This is a genomic window from Roseibacillus ishigakijimensis, assembly GCF_016595415.1.
GTDB lineage: Bacteria > Verrucomicrobiota > Verrucomicrobiia > Verrucomicrobiales > Akkermansiaceae > Roseibacillus > Roseibacillus ishigakijimensis.
Window position 1 is genome coordinate 70,213 of the sequence record NZ_JAENIO010000006.1, and the last position, 16,946, is coordinate 87,158.

General features: G+C 58.4%; 14 protein-coding genes and 1 tRNA gene. 8 read left to right on the forward strand and 7 right to left on the reverse strand.

Features of this window, described 5'->3' with window-relative positions:
- Positions 1 to 19: 19 nt before the first annotated feature.
- Positions 20 to 682, reverse strand: coding sequence for a dioxygenase family protein (locus JIN78_RS03935; protein WP_200390635.1), 663 nt, complete (start codon positions 680 to 682; stop codon positions 20 to 22).
- A gap of 182 nt (positions 683 to 864) precedes the next feature.
- Here JIN78_RS03935 and JIN78_RS03940 point away from each other — a divergent pair, with 182 nt between their 5' ends.
- Positions 865 to 1,440 (forward strand): hypothetical protein, encoded by a 576-nt coding sequence (locus JIN78_RS03940; protein ID WP_200390636.1) that lies wholly within the window; start codon positions 865 to 867, stop codon positions 1,438 to 1,440.
- Between the two features lie 7 nt (positions 1,441 to 1,447).
- Here JIN78_RS03940 and JIN78_RS03945 read toward each other — a convergent pair whose 3' ends face one another.
- On the reverse strand, positions 1,448 to 2,536 hold the full coding sequence (locus tag JIN78_RS03945) for a substrate-binding domain-containing protein (protein WP_200390637.1): 1,089 nt from the start codon (positions 2,534 to 2,536) through the stop codon (positions 1,448 to 1,450).
- A 131-nt stretch (positions 2,537 to 2,667) separates the two neighbouring features.
- On the opposite strand from JIN78_RS03945, the gene JIN78_RS03950 reads away from it, so the two are divergent.
- Genes JIN78_RS03950 through JIN78_RS03960 form a run of 3 tightly spaced genes read left to right on the forward strand, consistent with a single transcriptional unit; the run spans position 2,668 to position 6,830 of the window.
- Positions 2,668 to 3,555: a carbohydrate kinase family protein gene (locus JIN78_RS03950; RefSeq protein WP_200390638.1), complete on the forward strand. Its 888-nt coding sequence runs from the start codon at positions 2,668 to 2,670 to the stop codon at positions 3,553 to 3,555.
- Positions 3,556 to 3,594: 39 nt separating this feature from the next.
- Complete coding sequence (locus JIN78_RS03955) at positions 3,595 to 5,337, forward strand: purine-cytosine permease family protein (protein WP_200390639.1); 1,743 nt, start codon at positions 3,595 to 3,597, stop codon at positions 5,335 to 5,337.
- Complete coding sequence (locus JIN78_RS03960; RefSeq protein WP_200390640.1) at positions 5,334 to 6,830, forward strand: mannitol dehydrogenase family protein; 1,497 nt, start codon at positions 5,334 to 5,336, stop codon at positions 6,828 to 6,830. Before JIN78_RS03955 ends, JIN78_RS03960 begins: the two co-directional genes overlap by 4 nt.
- A gap of 263 nt (positions 6,831 to 7,093) precedes the next feature.
- Here JIN78_RS03960 and JIN78_RS03965 read toward each other — a convergent pair whose 3' ends face one another.
- The 3 genes from JIN78_RS03965 to JIN78_RS03975 all read right to left on the reverse strand — a co-directional run bounded on the left by JIN78_RS03965 (position 7,094) and on the right by JIN78_RS03975 (position 10,560).
- Positions 7,094 to 8,827, reverse strand: coding sequence for a hypothetical protein (locus tag JIN78_RS03965; RefSeq protein ID WP_200390641.1), 1,734 nt, complete (start codon positions 8,825 to 8,827; stop codon positions 7,094 to 7,096).
- Between the two features lie 2 nt (positions 8,828 to 8,829).
- Complete coding sequence (locus tag JIN78_RS03970; protein WP_200390642.1) at positions 8,830 to 10,407, reverse strand: hypothetical protein; 1,578 nt, start codon at positions 10,405 to 10,407, stop codon at positions 8,830 to 8,832.
- 79 nt (positions 10,408 to 10,486) lie between these two features.
- Positions 10,487 to 10,560, reverse strand: a tRNA-Arg gene (locus JIN78_RS03975).
- 236 nt (positions 10,561 to 10,796) lie between these two features.
- Here JIN78_RS03975 and JIN78_RS03980 point away from each other — a divergent pair.
- The 3 genes from JIN78_RS03980 (at position 10,797) to JIN78_RS03990 (ending at position 12,149) form a co-directional block, all read left to right on the forward strand.
- Entirely contained in the window at positions 10,797 to 11,060 is a 264-nt protein-coding gene (locus JIN78_RS03980) for a hypothetical protein (protein ID WP_200390643.1), read from the forward strand.
- Positions 11,061 to 11,568: 508 nt separating this feature from the next.
- Positions 11,569 to 11,859 carry a hypothetical protein gene (locus JIN78_RS03985; RefSeq protein ID WP_200390644.1) on the forward strand — a complete coding sequence of 97 codons (291 nt, stop codon included), beginning with the start codon at positions 11,569 to 11,571 and terminating at the stop codon, positions 11,857 to 11,859.
- Between the two features lie 17 nt (positions 11,860 to 11,876).
- Complete coding sequence (locus tag JIN78_RS03990; protein ID WP_200390645.1) at positions 11,877 to 12,149, forward strand: hypothetical protein; 273 nt, start codon at positions 11,877 to 11,879, stop codon at positions 12,147 to 12,149.
- A gap of 326 nt (positions 12,150 to 12,475) precedes the next feature.
- Here the strand turns inward: JIN78_RS03990 and JIN78_RS03995 are convergent, their stop codons facing one another.
- Together JIN78_RS03995 and JIN78_RS04000 are read right to left on the reverse strand one after the other, a co-directional pair.
- Positions 12,476 to 14,401 (reverse strand): acyltransferase family protein, encoded by a 1,926-nt coding sequence (locus JIN78_RS03995; protein WP_200390646.1) that lies wholly within the window; start codon positions 14,399 to 14,401, stop codon positions 12,476 to 12,478.
- A 355-nt stretch (positions 14,402 to 14,756) separates the two neighbouring features.
- Complete coding sequence (locus JIN78_RS04000) at positions 14,757 to 15,671, reverse strand: metalloregulator ArsR/SmtB family transcription factor (RefSeq protein ID WP_200390647.1); 915 nt, start codon at positions 15,669 to 15,671, stop codon at positions 14,757 to 14,759.
- Between the two features lie 64 nt (positions 15,672 to 15,735).
- On the opposite strand from JIN78_RS04000, the gene metK reads away from it, so the two are divergent.
- A complete protein-coding gene (gene metK, locus JIN78_RS04005) occupies positions 15,736 to 16,932 on the forward strand; it encodes a methionine adenosyltransferase (protein WP_200390648.1) in 1,197 nt (398 codons plus the stop codon).
- The last annotated feature ends 14 nt before the right edge of the window (positions 16,933 to 16,946 follow it).

Consider the following 16,946-nt stretch of genomic DNA (forward strand, 5'->3'; position numbering starts at 1 on the left):
AAGAAAAATGTGCAACAGTTTACTTGTCCGGCGTGGTCAAGCCGATCACGAGGTCCCATTTCACCGCGAGTTCACCGGTTTCTTTTTGAGGAAGAGCTTGGAAATCACCAGTCACCAGCTTGCGCTCGGCCTCGCTCATGCGGCGGTAGATGCCATCGCGAGCGTTCTGGGGCTCTCCTTTCACATAGAGTTGCGTGGTCAGCACGCGGCGACCCTTTACGCTCACTGCGGCATGGATGTGCGGGGTGCGCCCCGGGTAGGGCACCGGCTTGATGGTGCGGAAATAGTAGCGGCCCTTGGAGTCTGTCGAAAAGCGCCCGTAGCCCTGGAAGTTCTTATCCTGTCCTTCCTTGTCGGCCGCAGTGTGGAGATAGACCCCTTTGCCATCCACTTGCCAGATCTCGACCAGAGCATTGCGCAGCGGTTGACCCTGAAGGTCGCGCACCGTGCCCGAGAGATGAGTCACCTCGCCCACCGCCGGCGTGATGCCATCGTTGATGATGAGGAGGTCGTTGTCGGTATCGAGCGGTAACTGATCGGGATAAAAAGGCCCCTCGGTCTGGCGGGGAGTGGCCTGCAAAGCCTCCGCAAAGGCCCCGGGAGTGAGAAAAGCGCTGGCCCCCATTCCCAAGCCCGTCAGAAAATGGCGGCGATCCCAAGTCGTGATCCTATCAAATTTCATCTCTGGAGCTTAGCACAGGGAGAGGTTGAGCGGGAAGAGGGAACTTCCTGGCGCCGACTGCCGCTCTCACCCTGTTAAACCGAGGCCCGGGAGCTTCTTATTAGGCTTGCTTCAAGTGGAGCCAGTCGGCAAGGAAGGGGACCCCGCCCCCGTTTGAGGGGGCTTTTTCCTTCTCTCCCTCAATGAGTCCGACCACGCGCTTTCTTGTCTCCCACGTTTTCATCGCCCTTGTCGTCAATTTCTCCATCCTCTCGGATCTCATTCGATTCGACAATACGGCTCTTTGTGAGGAGGGGAGTTTCGTGGAGGACATCTCTTTCTTTTCTTTCCTGGCGGGAGCTTTCGTCTTCTTTTCCGCCTCCTTTCATCGGGAGGGCTTTGCCCGCTTCGGAGCGAGAGCGCTGGCCGTGGCCTATCTCGCCTTCTTTCTCCGCGAAGTGGATGTGGCTGATCACAACGTCCCCTTTCCCCTCAAGCAGCTGGGTTCCAATTTGCTGAAAGACACTCTGGTCGGGCTGGCGGCGCTGGCTTTTGGCTTTGTTTTTCTCCGTCGTTATCGCGATCGCATTCCAGCCCTCCTTGCCAGCCATCGTCTCCTCTTCACCCGACTTCTCCTCTTGGGGTCTGCTTTGTTTGTTATCGCTTCTGGCTTTGAGCAACGGGACCTGATGGTGGTCGAGGAGATTCTAGAAACCAATGCCGCCTTCGCCTTCTTCGTGGCTAGTCTCCTCTTCAGTCAGAGCGATCCCCTCCGCTGAACCCCCGTCACGGCTTTCGGGAAGACCCTCGGATGATGAGCTTGCCCTGCAGAGTGATGCGCTGGAAGGGGGCATCGGGATTCTTCAGCCGGTATTGCATCACCTCGGCGGCGACGCGTCCGATGTTTTCGCAGGGCTGTTGGAAGGTGGTGAGGGGGACGCTGAGCAAAGACGCGTATTTGACATCGTCGAAGCCGCAGACCTTGTGCGTTCCCGGAATGTCCGCTCCCGCGTCGAGGAGGCTGCGGAGAAGGGGGGCGGCGGTGGCGTCATTGGCGCAGATGATGCCGTCGATGTCTTCCGCCAGTAGCTCGGCCACCGCTTCTTCGGGGGCTTCTTTGTGAAAGTCGACGGTGAGCAGGCTGCGGGCCCGGAGCCCGTTCTGCACGAGGGCTTCGCGACAGCCGATGCGGCGCAGCTGCACGGTGGCGGCAGGATTGGGGCGGGAGACGAAGGCCAGCTTGCGACAGCCGGACGCGATGAGGTGGCTGGCGACCACGTATCCGGCTTCAATGTTGTCGATACCGACGAGATCGCAGGGGGATTGCCGGGGCCAGGGATAGATGTCGCGGTCGAGGAGAACGACGCGAATCCCCAGCTCGCTGAAGCGCTCGATGAGGCGGAGATTGAAGGCCTGTTGGTCGGGTATGTGCTCGGCGGGAGCGAAGAAGACGCCCTTGACCTTTTCCGCGATGAAGGTTTCCGCCAGGGAGGCGGTGACGCTCTTGAGGTCGCCGGCGAAGTTCAGCTGCGAGGGGTGGATGACCCGCATGCCAGCCTGCCCGGCGGTATTGGCGATGCTGGCGCAGATGGGCTCAAAGATCTCGGTCTCGAGGATCTGGGGCACGAGGAGGCCGGTGAGGAGCTTGGATTGGCTGGGAGCCAGCACCTGGGTGCCGAATCCGGCTTTGCGGCGCACCAGCTTTTCCTTACCAAGAAGATTGAGGGCCTTGGCCACGGTGGGACGGGAAGCCCCGAATTCTTTCCCTAACTCGGTCTCCGTGGGGAGGAAGTCGCCCGGCAGATAGCCTTGATTACGAATCCGTAGCAAGATTTCATCGTATATCTGCAAGTATCTTGGCTTTGAGTCAGTCACGGGCGAAATGTCAGTTATTTGCAATTATAGGTCAATCTTTTTGTGAGCTTTCTTCTTTTCATTTTAAAGAAAATGCGAATAGTTGATGACCTCGCGGGAGCCGATGGTCGGTCCAGCCGCGATTGCTACTTATGAAACCTCAATTCAAAATCGCCGGACTGGGGGAGACGCTCTGGGACTTGTTTCCCGATCGGAAACGGTTGGGCGGAGCGCCCACCAATTTCGCCTGTCATTGCCAGCAGCTCGGGGCCGCAGCCTCCCTGATCAGCTGTCTGGGGGAAGACGAACTCGGACGCGAGGCCCGCACTGAACTCGCCGCTCTCGGTCTGGACCTCGCGGCCCTCGCCGAGCACCCCCAGGCGCCCACCGGGACGGTGGGGGTGGCTTTGGATGAAGGGGGCAAGCCCAGTTATCAAATCGCGGAAGCGGTGGCTTGGGACGAGATTCCCTTTTCTCCAGCAGCCGAAGCTCTCGCGTCCGAGTTGGCTGCAGTGTGCTTCGGCAGTCTCTCGCAACGCCATCCGGTCAGCCGCCAAACCACCGGGAAGGTCCTGGCCGCCATGCCGGAGGAGGCCCTCAAGATCCTCGACGTCAATCTGCGTGCGCCCCATTACTCGCAGGAAATCATCACGCCGTTGCTGGAGCAGGCCAATGTGCTCAAGCTCAGTGACGAGGAGCTGCCCGTGCTGGCGGACTACTATGGGCTATCCGGCGATCTTGGCGGGCAGTTGCAGGCCTTGCGCGAGCGCTTTGCCCTGCAATTGGTGGCCTACACCCGGGGAGCGGAAGGCAGCATTCTGCAAACCGCGGAGGAGGAAGACCACGCCGCCGCCGTGCCCACCACTCCGGTGGATTCGGTGGGAGCGGGCGACTCCTTCACGGCGGCTCTGTGCATGAGCCTGCTGCATGGCCGTTCCCTGGCCGAATGTAATCAATTTGCCAATCAGGTGGCGGCCTATGTCTGTTCCCAGCAAGGAGCCTGTCCGGCCCTGCCCGCCCGCCTGCGTCCTTTTTCCTAAACCCTCGCAAGAAACCCCAACCTCAACCCCTATAAACCTATGAACGAACCCTCCCAAGCGGAAGCGCTGAGCAAGCTCAGCGAAGAACAACTGCCGGTGCCCCCGCACAAGCTGCACGGCTGGCGCCACTTTCTCGGTCTCTACGCGGGCGAGCACGTCGCGGCCACCGAATTTGTCATCGGTGCCACCTTCGTCGCCCTCGGAGCCACGACCATGGATATCATCCTCGGCCTCTTCATCGGCAACATTCTGGCCATCCTGAGCTGGACCCTGGTCACCGCGCCCATCGCGACCCAGACCCGGCTCAGTCTCTACACTTACCTGGAAAAGATTGCCGGCCAGTCCATGACCAAGCTCTACAACTGGGCCAACGTCCTCATCTTTACCGTCATTTCCGCCGCCATGATCACGGTCTCGTGTTCCGCAGTGCGCTTCCTTTTCAATATCCCGGCCCAGCTCGACTGGTATCCCAATGATATCGGCTTCGTCTTTGTGGTGCTGGCGGTGGGCACCATCGTGGTGCTGGTGGCGATGTATGGCTTCAATGCCGTCTCCGACTTCTCCGGCATCTGTGGCCCGTGGCTCTTCACCATGTTCCTCGCCGGTGCGCTGGTGATGTTCCCCGCTCTCGCCGAGGGCGTCCTCGGCCGCACCACGCTGCAGGGCTTTGGCGACTTTATCAAAATCGGCGACCAGTCGATCTGGACCGGGATTGCCGCCAATGGCGAGCCGGGTATCGGGCTGCTCGAGGTCATTGGCTTTGCTTGGGCGGCCAATACCATCACCCATATCGGGCTCATCGACATGGCTCTCTTCCGCTTCGCGAAAAAGCCTATCTACGGTCTCTGCACCAGCTCGGGCATGCTCTTCGGCCACTTCATTGCCTGGATGTCGGCCGGCATCATGGGGGCGGGAACCGCCATCATCCTGGGCAAGTCCATTGCCGCCCTCGACCCCGGTGACGTCGCCCTGCAGGCTCTGGGCTGGTCGGGATTCGTGATTGTGGTGGTCGCGGGTTGGACCACTGCCAATGCCAATCTCTATCGCGCCGGTCTCGCCGCGCAGGCTATCTTTTCCCAGTATTCCCGGCGCAAGACCACTCTCGCGGTCGGTATGGTGACCGTGGTGGTGGCCTGTTTCCCCTTCGTCTTTTCCAAGATGCTGCCTCTGCTCACCTACGCGGGATTGCTGGTGGTGCCGGTGGGCGCCATCGTCTTTACCGAACACATGATTTTCCCCCGCCTCGGCTTCACCCGTTATTGGGCAAAGTTTCGCAATCTCCATCACAGCACGCCCGCCATCGCCTCCTGGGCCATCGGGCTGGCCTTTGGCTTCGGGCTCAATGCCCTGCAGGTGATGTCCTTCTACTACCTCTTCATCCCCACCTGGTTCGTGACCGCCATCAGCTACACTTTGTTGGCCAAAAAATACGGCGCCGACCAAGCCTATCCTGAGGAGCAGGCGGCCCTGGAGGAGCAGGAAAAGGCGATCGCCGACTACCAGGCCCGGCAGGCCGAGGAGGCCCCCGCCGTCGTCGTGGATCCCACCCCGCAGACCCGTATTTTACAGACCGTGGCCTGGCTCTCCCTGGGCGTGATCAGCATCCTCGCCTTTGTCACCCTGTTTGGCAGTGACGACCTGGCAGCCTACGAAGAGCACCGCGACCGCTTCTATGCCATCGCCTTTGCCTGCACCGTCATCTACTTTGTGACCGCCTATTGGGCCTTGCGTCGCAAAAAAGCCCTGAACGCCAACCCTCAACCCGCTCCTAAAACCGCATGAACCCTCCCTACCGTCTCAATCAGAAAAACCTCTCCCAGCTGCCCGTCGACCTGCGCGTGCCCAGCTATGACCGCAGCCAAGTGCGCGCCGGCATCATGCATATCGGCGTGGGCGGCTTCCACCGCTCCCATCAGGCCGTTTACACCGACGAATTGCTCGCTCGCCCGGGCAATCTCGCCTGGGGAATCTGCGGGGTGGGCTTGCGCGATGGCGACCGCAAGATTGCCGACGTTCTCCGCCGGCAGGACTTCCTCTACACCCTCATCGTGCGCCATCCCGATGGGAAAATCGAGAACCGCGTGATTGGCTCCCTCGTCGACTTCATGCTGGGGTGTGACGATCCCGGCGCGGTCATCGAGCGCATGGCCAGTGAGGAGACCCGCATCGTCTCCCTCACCATCACCGAGGGGGGCTACAACTTCGACTCCGCCACCGGCGAGTTCAATTTCGGCAATCGCGACGTCATCCACGACCTCTCCCACCCCACCGCGCCCCGCACCGTCTTCGGCTACCTCACCGAGGCCCTGCGCCGCCGCCGGGCCGTCGGGCTCGCTCCCTTCACCGTGCAATCCTGTGATAACATCCAGCACAATGGGGCCGTCACCCGCGAGATGGTCCTCGCCTTCGCCGGTCGGCAGGACCCCGACCTCGCGGCCTGGATGGAGAAGGAAGTGTCCTTCCCCAACGCCATGGTCGATCGCATCACCCCCGTGACCACCCCCGAGGATATCGAATACCTCGAGGATGAAGTGGGCGTGAAGGACGAGTGGCCGGTCACCTGTGAGCCCTTCACCCAATGGGTCATCGAGGATGACTTCTGCTGTGGTCGGCCCGATTGGCAGGAGGTCGGCACCCAGTTCGTGCCCGACGTCACCCCCTATGAAAAAATGAAGATCCGCCTCCTCAATGCCGGCCATTCCGTGCTGGGCATTTTGGGCTCGCTGCACGGCCACCACACCATCGACGGTGCTGTCGGTGACCCCCTCTTCGAGGCCTATCTCCGGCGTTTCATGGATTCTGAGGCCACCCCCGTGCTCGATACTGTGGCAGGCATCGATTTGGACGCTTACAAGGACTCCTTACTGGAGCGCTTCAGCAATCCCAACATCAAGGACAAGCTCTCCCGCATTTGTCTGGAGAGTTCTGCTAAATTGCCCAAGTTCCTCATCCCCACCATTCGCGAAAATCTCGCGACGGGCGGGAGCATCGAATACGCCACCCTCGTCCTCGCAGCCTGGTGCTACTACTCCGCCAAGGGACAGGACCGTCACGGCAAGGCCCTCGAGATCAGTGATGGTTTGAAGAACGAGCTCCACGAGGCGGCCGCCCGCACGCCTCAGGACCCGGTTGCTTTTCTCAAGGTCGAAGCTGTCTTTGGCGATCTGAGGAAGAACGCCACCTTCACCGCTGTCTACACCCGCATGGTGGGGGAAATCTTCGAGAACCCGAATATTTCCCAGCACATGCAGGCCATCCTCTTCGGTCGTGATTGAGGCTTTTCCCCTTCGCTTTTTTCCAGAGAGAAGCGAAGGGAGAGCGTTTGGCAAGAGTCCCAAAACCGCAGCGGTAGGGAGGTCTCGCCGAGACCTCCGCGAGGACGGGGAAGGCGGGGAGAAAGGGGAAGGCGTTTGCCGGGATAGAAGGTGGGGGGTGGGTCGAGGGGGGCAAGGGTGAATTCGGTGGATACCTCGGCGAGGCATCCCTACCCAAAGGCATCCCTACCCAAAGCCATCCTTACCGGCAGCATCCCTACCAATTATCGCGGTGGCTCAGCGAGGAAGGCTTCCACTGCCTGCCGATCGGCTGTCGGAAGGGCGGCCACCCACTCCCGGGCCCCGTCGGGGTCAAGATTTTGCCAATTGATGGCGAGATTCTTCAGGCTCCACTCCCGGACCTCTCCGGCGGGTAGATTTTCTAGCCAGGCGCTGGCCTCCGCCGGGTCGCGCTGAAGTTCCGTCATCGCATGCTGGGAGGCGGCCTGAATGAGGGTGGAATCGTCCTGCCAGTTGGCCAGCTCGCGGATCTCGGGATGGGCGAGGGCGTATTCGATAGCCTCGGTAGTCACCTCAGGGTGAAGGTTGTCCGAGTTGAGAATGGCGGCAGCCAGGCGCAGACGCTCTTCCCCTTGCGCATCTTGGAAGCTTTGCGCGAATTCCTCGTGCTGCTCCGGGGACCAGTTGTAGGCGTAGATACTGTGATGCTGAAGTTGAGCCGGTGACATTTGCGCGATCTGCTCGCGTTGATGGCCGGGTTCATATTGATCGCTGGAGAAGGCGCCTCCGAGGCGTCCTCCAATCGAAGCTCCCCCGGAATTTTGGGTCAGCAATTGCTTCGCGTATTGCCGTCCTTCCTCGTCCAAGTATGGCTCCAGCATGTCCACTGCGTCTTCCGGTCGGGAGCTGATAAGGTTGGAAAGGATGCTTCGCATCCAGTTGGCTTCCGGTTGATAGCCCGACTTCAGCACCGCCAAGAGTTGATCAGGATTCGAGCGAGCCAGTTCTCCAAGGCGATAACCGAGGATGTTGCTCTTATGACTTTCGGAGAAACCCAGCTCCTGCCAGTTTGTCGTGAAGAGGGTGTCCACGTCCAGCTCTCCAAAAAGGTATCCCCTTTGGACGAGAGATTCCTTCCAGTTTTCGGGAAAGTCTCCCACGTGGGCGAGGATCTGGCTGATATTCTTCCGGGCAAATTGGTAGTCGTTGAGGAGCAAGTCGATTCCCTGAGGATGGTCGTAGAGCCGAGGCAGGGTGTTGGCAAAGTCCTTCTGGAGGTCGGCCTTGATCAGTGCGGTCTCCGCTGCAGTTGCCAGCGAAAGAGGGAGGTCGGCGAGCGAGCTTTCCAGCAAATCGCGGTTTCCTTCCGCCAGTTTGTTGACGATTTCCTCGTAGTAGTGCGGCTCCACCGAAAGCAGGATGCCGTCCCCGATGGCCTTCAAGACGAGCTCCGGTCGCGATTGCGCGAGGGTGGCTAGGTATTGCGAACGCTGGTAGCCGACGGAGGTTTGTTCCAAGGCGGCGAAGAGTCGTTCTGGATCCTCATCGGCCAGTCGGGCCAGTTGCTCGGCGCTGGCTTGTTTGCCATTGCCAATCTGCCAGACCAGGTAGCCATTGGGGTCCTCTCGCTGCCAGCGTTCCTGCAGGATTTTGATGAAAAGTGTCTGCGCAAAGCCCTCCCGCTGCGAAAAGAGGCCTTCATCCAGCCAACGGGCGGCCTCTTCGATGGGCAGGCTGCGGGCGAGGGCAATGGCTCCCCGCATGCGCTCGCCTTCCGAGCGGGCACTCCGGATCCCTTTCAGCGCGTTCAGCGAAGGGGAGGGCGCTCCCTGTCGGGCCCGGCTCTTGGTGCTCCGGGTCGATTTAGTCGGGGTGTGCTCGGTCGCTCGCACGGCTTCTTTACTGGAATGGTCCGATCCGGGGGCGAGGGTCCAGCCAAGGGCTCCGGTGACGAGAAAGAGCGCGGCTCCGGTGAGGAGGGAGGAAGTGAGTTTCATGGTTAGGGTTCTTCGGTCGCTTCGGGGAGGGGGAAGTGGTCTGGATTCCCTTTGAAATCCGGTGATTGTCGCCAGGCCATGGCGGCCTCGGGATCAGATCTGAGCCACCGATGATAGATGCTTCGTTGCTGGTGTTCGGGCTCCGTCGCCAAGGTCTCACTCCAAGCCATCGCGGCGGCAAATTCATTTTGGTGATTGAGCTGGTTGATGAGAATGCCCGCGCTGGCTTCGTAGGCCTGCGGATTGCTCTCCTTCTGTTGCGTGGTCCATTCCGCGAACTCGTTGAGATTGTGATTGGCCCATTTTTGGGCGGCGTGAGTGAAGCTGTTGGACTGGTGGCGATTCGGCTCGAATTTGCTCTGGCTCGCTAGTCCCGACATCAATTGGGCGGGATCTTTGCTGAGGAGACTGTCCAGAAAGGAGGGGATGGGGTTGTTCCCTCCTCCTTTGCCGCTAGTTCCGTTGTTGTAGTGAAACCAAGTTGTCCGGTCGGGATCGAGGTCGCTGTTCGCGAGTGCTTTCACCGCAAAGTCGATGCCCGCTTGCGGATCCTCGCGAAGAAGTTTTTCTCCATAGGCCACCACCATGTCCTGCTTGAGCCAGCCCTCAGGCGTCTCCTCCAAGACCTGCCGAGCGGCTTCTGGTTCTTCCGCAAGAAGACTCTCGAAGTGGGCCTTGGCCAGCCGGTTTTTGTCACTGGGGCCTTTGACAAGCTGGCTGAGGTCACTCAGAATTTCGGGTTCGAATCGGCGGGCGATCTCAATCAGGCGATCCAATTCCGACTGGTCGGAATGATTGAATGCGGATAGACCGTGTTCCTTGATCAAGTCATAAGCCTTGCTGGGGTCCTCGCGGGCGAGAGCAAGAAGAGTCTGGGAATGGGCCGTGCGATTGCCTTTTTTCGTCAGCAGATAGGAGGCCTCCGGAGTCTGGCTGTCCGGCCATTTGGAAAGCCCGTTGAGGATACTGCGCCGGTTCTCCTCTGGAAAGCGGTCCCAATTCTCCAGTGCCCACTGGGGATGGAATTCGCCAATACCCCAGAAGGTCGGCCAGGGATCGGGACCCGCTTCGCCTGCGAGGGTAGCCTGCAGCGCAGCCTCGGGATCATGGCCCGCCCAAGCCCACCAGGCATAGCGGCTGTCGTTGGTGTCCTTGGTGGCTAGGATCGCCGCCGCTGGATCCACTCGGGTCCAGGCCATGAAGAGCAAGTCATTGAGGTCATTATTGCGGTCCTCGCGCTCCAGATAACGGGAGTAAAAAGCAGGAAACTCCTCTGCCGGCAGGTCGAGGAGGAAAAGCGCCATGCGATCATAGAGTTGGCTGGCAGGGAGAGCATGGATGTCCTCCGCCGTGTCGGGGGACTGGATGGGCGGGAGGGTGGGTGCTCCGCCCCGGGCCTGCGGGCTCTGCGTGGTGGCTGCAGATCGGGCCGATTCTCTTGCACGATGACTTTTGGTCGCCGCCGCCCCGGCCATCGAAGGCACTTTTGAGGCAGAGGAGGCTTGTCTGAAAATCCAACCCGAGCCGAAGCCAGTGAGAGCGAGGATGACGAGGACGAGGAGGGAAGATCCTTTCTTCATTCACTCATCTCCCTAGCAAGAGAGACTGCTGAAGGGAAGAAGATTGTTCTTCCCACCGTCGCGGAACGAATAAGAGAAGCACGCCCAGATGGATTCGAACCATCGACCTACGGATTAGAAGTCCGTTGCTCTATCCAGCTGAGCTATGGGCGCTTTGTTTATTGTGAATGAGTTGTGAAGTTGTCGGGTTCTTCGTTGACCACTGCTGTTGACCACTGTTTGACAACAGGGCGCAAGCCGTGCGAAATGCTCGCATGGCTGGCGACTGGGAACAGGTTGCGGAAAACTTGGTGAGACATTGCCCTTCGGGAGGCTTGTATCTACGAGCGCGGGTTGGTGGCAAGCTCATTCGGAGGTCCCTCGGGACGAAGGCCGTCAAAATCGCCAAGATGAAGCGCGACGATATGCTTTCCAAGCTCCGTGCTCAGGCGGGTGTGATCGCGAAGGGAAAGGCGCTCTCGCGAGAGGGAGCTTTTGAACTTCTTCGTGCTCATTATCGAGCCCAAGACATTAAGCCGCGCTCGCTCGACTATCGAGAAGAGTTGATCGGCTTTCTCGAACGCACCCTGCCGAAGACTCCGATTTCCCAATGGTCGGAGCAGGAGATCGAGCGTTGGTGGCAATCGCCGGAGTCGACCCGGCTGAGGTCTTGAGTCGGGCGAGCGTCTTCGAAAGAGATCTCGCAGTAGAAGTAGAGGCGGAGAAGTTTCGAGCGAGTTCACGGCGGCGGGTTATTCATACCCGGCGACGACTAACCCTCTCGTTCCAGCTGGATATTATCAGGCTGACGGTGGGCCAATGCCAGACCCGAGCGGTCCAATGCATGTAGGCACGGAGCTTGGCGAATATTTCCACGTCCAGCCGAACCCCGCAGGAGGTTTTCTGGCGTTTGGCCACTCACAGATTCAGTCTCAGGACGGAACCGACGAGGAGGGCGGAACCTACACGTCCGGCCAACGAGAGGCGGTTTACGTATCGATAGACTTTATCAACTGGACGTTTGAGCGATGGATTGACGCGGTCGGCAACGGTTCCGCGCACTCAGGCTACAGTGTAACCGCCTACCTTCCCGGACTGGTCATGCAGGCGGCTGATGCGGGTTCCGGTGCCGGCACAAAACGCGCGCTTGGTTATTCGGTGGATGGGCTCCATTGGCAAAAAATGCCTCGTCATACGTCTGCTTGGCCCGTTCTTTACGGCAAGCGTCGTTATGCGGTGTCCTGTAGTTATCTTGTTTTGGATGGGCAGGAGTTCGGGCTCTACCAATACACCGATCCTATCGTTAACTCCGCAAGCACTTCCGCCTTTCAACGCTGGATTGGCCTCGCCCGGCTTTCCCGTGACCTCCGCCGCCCGGCTTCTCCTTTTTGTCGGCTACGCCTAGCGGGTGGACCTCATCGGCTGTTATTGGCGGTGGTCTGGGTCCCTACGCGATTTCTTACGACCCTGTGACCTCTGGCGGACAAGGGATGGCTGAATTGACGGGACGAGGAGAAGGGCTCATCGAATGGGACGAGGAGCTGGTTCCGGAAGACTTCGCCGAGTTGTGGGTCGAAGTGCCTCGCATCGAGAACTCGGACCGGGGATTTTGGGCCGTTGGATTCGGAGATTGCGCGGTGGATTTTGACGTCTCCGGCCCGACCGGCGACCACACCAAAGGCTTCCACTATTTCTCTGCCCAGTTCGCTCCGGAAGCGTCAGGGACCGAGGAGGACCGCCGAGGGTTTCGTTACATTGGATGACAGCTCAACCTCGGTTGATTATACGTCTAATCCAGACCTGACAACGCCAATCGAATATCCGGGTTTTTCCGATGAGGCATGGGCTGATCCTCACTCGCTACGAGTGGGTATCTGTCGTGTCCGCAGCACGGACGGAAACGAAATCATCACGTATCTGCAGGCGTGGTGCAAGGACCAGATCGCTCATTGCGTGAAGCTTGACGACATGGAACTAACAACTGCCGTCAAGCCATTCTTCTTCCATTCGACCGAAAAGGGAGGCGCGACAATGACCGAGTTCTGCCGGATCAAAGGAATACGCGTCTTAGTCTCCCAACACCCGCCGCTCATGGACGAGACGCCGGCGTAAGAAGATGCTCTTCGATGAAAGTTGCATTTCTTAAAGCTCCCTGTGTCGATAGGTGTTGTTCGTCATGATAGAGAAGATGACCATTAAACTCAGCAATAAATAGGTCTTCGGAGAGAAAGTTTTTCTTGGGGTTAAGAATAGTTGATCCTGTATTTTTAATCAAACGTAAGATTTCGCTATCAATGCCGTCAAACTTATCTAGGTCAGCGGTGTTTTTGAGATGGCTTTCATAATCTCTACCCAACCATCTGGAAATTGCGATTTCTTTAGGGATGTCGATCGTATGCACTGGAACATCAAGAAGTAGAACGGGGTGCGCGCCAATTGCAATGACCTCCTCTATAGTTTTCAGTAAATTTATCTGAAGATCGGGCTCGCTGGAAACTGCGCTCCAATAAGCATTTAAAACCACGGTGTCTACTTTCTCGGATTTCACAAATTCAAGCACAGCTTGGTTGAAGGCTGGGGAATCTTTTCCTAGTCCATATTGACTTTCGTGGACAAAATCTAGGACTGGTGGAGTGGATGGGTGCGCCGCCACATAGCCTTTCCATCCTCGCTTTTTCAGGACCTCGTCAAAAGCGGGAGTGATGCTCATTGCATGGCTATCTCCCCACAGCAAAAGAGTCTTCTTGCCGTGAGGGTCGCCGATTTCCGGGAGATTTCGGGACCGGACATCTCTTGGTTTAACTTGGACGCGAAACTTGCGGTCATGCTTGGCCTCGGCAGCTGCGAGGGCGTCAGCTGGGAGGCGCGAGGGGATTCCATTGAACTTGGCGACGACAATTCCGATCACGAGCACGGCGGCTTGCACGGCTCCCACTCCAAGCAGAACAAATCTTCCCTGCTTTGTTGTTTGTGGGCTGCGAAAACGGTTCTCGATGAACTTCCAAGAAAGAACAGCCAAGACGAAGCTAGAAAACAAAATGGAAAGCCCTGCCCCCGTCGAAATCTCGCCAAAGGAAAGATAGCGAGTAAAGGCAGCCATTGGCCAATGCCAGAGATACCAGGAATACGAAATCAACCCGACGAACACGACCGGGCGAGACGCAAGGGCTCGCGACACTACCGGCATCGGGGAGCCATCATGGGCTCCAGTCCGCAACCAGATGAGGAGAGCGGCACCAAGAACGGGAGGAAGTGCGGCCATTCCGGGAAAGGCTGTTTCGGCGTCGAAGAAAAAAACGGGTAAAATGATTCCGCTCAAACCCGCCAAAGAGAGAAGGCTCGAAACGACCTTTCGCTCAAACAAGCCGGGGCGTGGTAGAAAAGCCACGAGGACTCCGGCTAATAGCTCCCATGTCCGAGTCGGCAACAGGTAGAAGGTTGCATCGGAATCTTTCGGCAAAGCGTAAATGCTGAGAGCCAAGCTCAACAAGATGCCAGTGAGGATGAAGCCTAGAACGAACCGAACTTGACCGTTGGCAATCTTGAAAATCGCCCACAGAAATAGTGGGAGGAAGAGGTAGAATTGCTCTTCTACCGCCAGCGACCACATGTGCAGAAGCGGCATTTCCTCGGCACTGGAAGCAAAGTAGCCCCCGCTTTTCCAAAAGAAAAAGTTCGCCCCCATTACGGAGGCATAGAACGAGGACTTGCCCAGTGAATCGTAATCATCGGGCAATAAAATGAAATAGCCGGCTGTGAGCGTGGCTAAGACAACCGCCAGAAAGGCCGGAGTGATCCGGCGAATGCGGCGGACCCAGAAATCTCGAAACGAGAATTTATTTTGGCCCAACTTTTTCCAAATTATTGAGCTGATCAGGTATCCGGATATGACGAAAAAGACGTCAACCCCAATGTATCCACCGGGCATGCCAAGGCCGCAATGGAACAGGACGACAGCAATGACTGCGAGAGCCCGGAGGCCGTCGATGTCGGGGCGGTAGTTGATAGCGCTCATGAATGGAGCGGAGACTAGAAAAGAACTCTAAAATAGTGAAGTCGTGATCTTCTGGATCTTGCCCGACCTCGATTAGGGATTTGAGGCAGCAGATTTGAGGACTGTTAGAGAAATAAAATTGACCACTCCATTGACCACTCTAGCTTCAAAATAGGCCCAAAATCGACCATTTGAACATGCTTATTCGAACAAAACTAACTTCATAAATGGTTAATTATGAGCGAAAATAAAAACCATGAAGCAAATGAACACCAATTAGAAGTCCGTTGCTCTATCCAGCTGAGCTATGGGCGCTTTGTTTCTACCGGGAAATGGCAGGGGAAGGGCGGAGGCTTACACTGAATTCCCGCTGCCGTCAACGCTGTGCCACGGCGAGGAGGGTTTGGAAGTGGGGGGGCTGGTCTTCTTTGTCGACGAGGGTGGTGGTGGGTTCGTGGAACCCGGCCGCTTCCAGCAATTCGCTCAGCTGCACTTCGGAGAAGCCGAGGTGGACGTCGTGGTGAATGTCGCGCGCTTGTTGGAAGCTGTGTTGGAGGAGGTCGAGCACGATGAGGGTGCCACCGGGCTTGAGGATGCGGTGAGCTTCGGCGAGGGCCCGGGCGGGGGATTGTGCATGGTGCAGGGCTTGGGAAAAGAGGGCGAGGTCGACGGTGCCGTCTTCGATGGGGATCTCTTCAATTTCGCCCAGGCGGAATTCCAGATTGGCGAGCTGGTGGGTCTGGGCCAGTTTTTGTCCGAATTCCACCATTTTGGGGGCGTTGTCGATGGCGATCACTTGGCGGGCACGCTGGGCGAAGAGTTGGGCCACGGTGCCTTCCCCGGCTCCCAGGTCGGCGACGGTCTCGAACTGGTGCACCTTGAGGAGGGCTTCGGCGAGGGATTTCCAAGAGCGGCCGGGGACGTAATGTTTGCCGAATTTACCCGCCAATTGGTCGAAGTAGGCGCGGGTGGTGTCTTTGCGCTTGAGGAGGATGTGCTTCAGGCTCTGCAGGTCACTGCGGTGTTCGGGCAGTTCCCGGCCCGCCTCTTCGGCGAGTTCGGCCAGCTGGGGAGGGAGGGTGGCTTGGTAGATGTTGCTCTTGCCCGCGCGGGTGTCGTTGATGAGTTCGGCTTTCTTGAGCTGGGCCAATTGGGTGGAGATGCGGGATTGCCCCATGGCGAGGATTTCCTGCAGCTCGGCCACCGAGAGGGATTCGCGGGAGAGGAGCAGGAGGATGCGCAGCCGGGTGGGGTCGGCGAGGAGTTTCAGGGAGTTCAGGATTGACGGCATGGGTAAGGGGATTTATCCGTTGCATCAACGAATCGCGATTCGTTGATATCAAAATTTGCAAATTATGGCCAAGACCTTTATTTTCTCTTCCGAGTCGGTGACCGAGGGGCACCCCGACAAAGTGTGTGATACCGTATCAGACGCGGTGTTGGACAAGTGTCTGGAGTCTGACATCAACAGCCGGGTGGCTTGTGAAACCTTTGTGAAGGACAACGTCATTGGCCTGGCGGGTGAGATCACCACCAGCGCGCTCTTCGACTACGGCACCCTGGTGCGCGATACCTTGGCCGAGATTGGCTACGATGCCGATTACGCCGAGGGCACGGATTACAGCTACACCTGCAAGTTTGAGAAAAACGCCTTTCTCATGAATCTTCTCGGTCGCCAGTCGCCCGACATCGCCCAGGGGGTGGATGCCAAGGGGGCGGCGGACAAGGGTCACGAAGAACAAGGTGCTGGGGACCAGGGCATCATGTTTGGCTACGCCACCAACGACACTCCCGAGCTCATGCCCGCGCCGGCGCTCTACTCCCACAAGCTGGGCCTCGAGCTCACCCGCCTGCGCAAGGATCGGGTGCACACCTGGTTGCGGCCCGATTCGAAGACTCAGGTCTCCATCGAGTATGTTGATAACAAGCCCAACCGCATCACGGCGGTGGTTGTTTCCACGATGCACGCCAAGGAAATCACCACTGCAGAGATCCGGGAGATTCTCAAGAAAGACCTCATCGAAAAGGTCCTCCCCGCCGATTTGCTCACTGACGAGACCGAGCTTCTCATCAATCCCACCGGCCTCTTTGTCATTGGGGGACCCGAGGGCGACGCCGGCCTCACCGGACGGAAGATCATTGTCGACACCTACGGCGGCATGGGCCGTCACGGCGGTGGTGCCTTCTCCGGCAAAGACCCCTCCAAGGTGGACCGCTCGGCGGCCTACATGTGCCGTTGGGTGGCCAAGAACATCGTGGCGGCCGGTCTCGCCCGCGAGTGCGAGTTGCAGGCGGCCTATGCCATCGGCTATCCCCAGCCGGTGAGCCTGAATGTGAACACCTTTGGTTCCGCGGAAGTGGACGAGGAAAAAATCGAGAAAGCGGTGCGCGAGGTCTTCTCCTTCAAGCCCGCCGACATCGTCAGCCAGCTCGATCTGCTGCGTCCCATCTACCGCAATTCCACCAACTACGGTCACTTCGGTCGCGAAGACGCCGGCCTTCCTTGGGAAGAGAAAAACAAGGTCGACGAACTCAAAGCTGCAATTGGTTAAAGACTCAAGATTGG